The following is a 284-nucleotide window of genomic DNA, read 5'->3' as shown; positions in this document are numbered from 1 at the left end:
AGGGCATGGTGCTCTTAGCCGTTAAGACGCGGTCTGAGACAGCAGGGATCTTTGGATTTAAAACTCTACCCCGCCGAGACTGAGGAAATTTTCCTCCGCTCAATCAAGCTCCGCGACCATTAAACCGGAATCGAAAGATTCCAAGAACGAAAAGGAGGTATCTCGTCTATGATGACTAGAGAGCGCAAAGCGCAAGAGATAAGCTCCATTTCCGAAAAGTTTGGCAAATCAAAAGCCGCTTTTCTCGTCGACTTCAAAGGTATGGACGTGGAGAGTGTGACCAA

The 284-nt window shown here is 47.9% G+C and carries 1 protein-coding gene; it reads left to right on the top strand.

The window, feature by feature from the left end:
* Positions 1–168: 168 nt before the first annotated feature.
* Positions 169–284 (top strand): 50S ribosomal protein L10 (gene rplJ, locus LD028_RS18155; RefSeq protein WP_369414819.1); only part of this gene is annotated, 116 nt, incomplete at its 3' end.

This window comes from Anoxybacillus sp. LAT27 (genome assembly GCF_022030075.1).
Taxonomy (GTDB): domain Bacteria; phylum Bacillota; class Bacilli; order Bacillales; family Anoxybacillaceae; genus Anoxybacillus; species Anoxybacillus kestanbolensis.
Note: the sequence above shows the minus strand (reverse complement) of the source record. Positions and strands in the feature narration are given on the sequence as shown.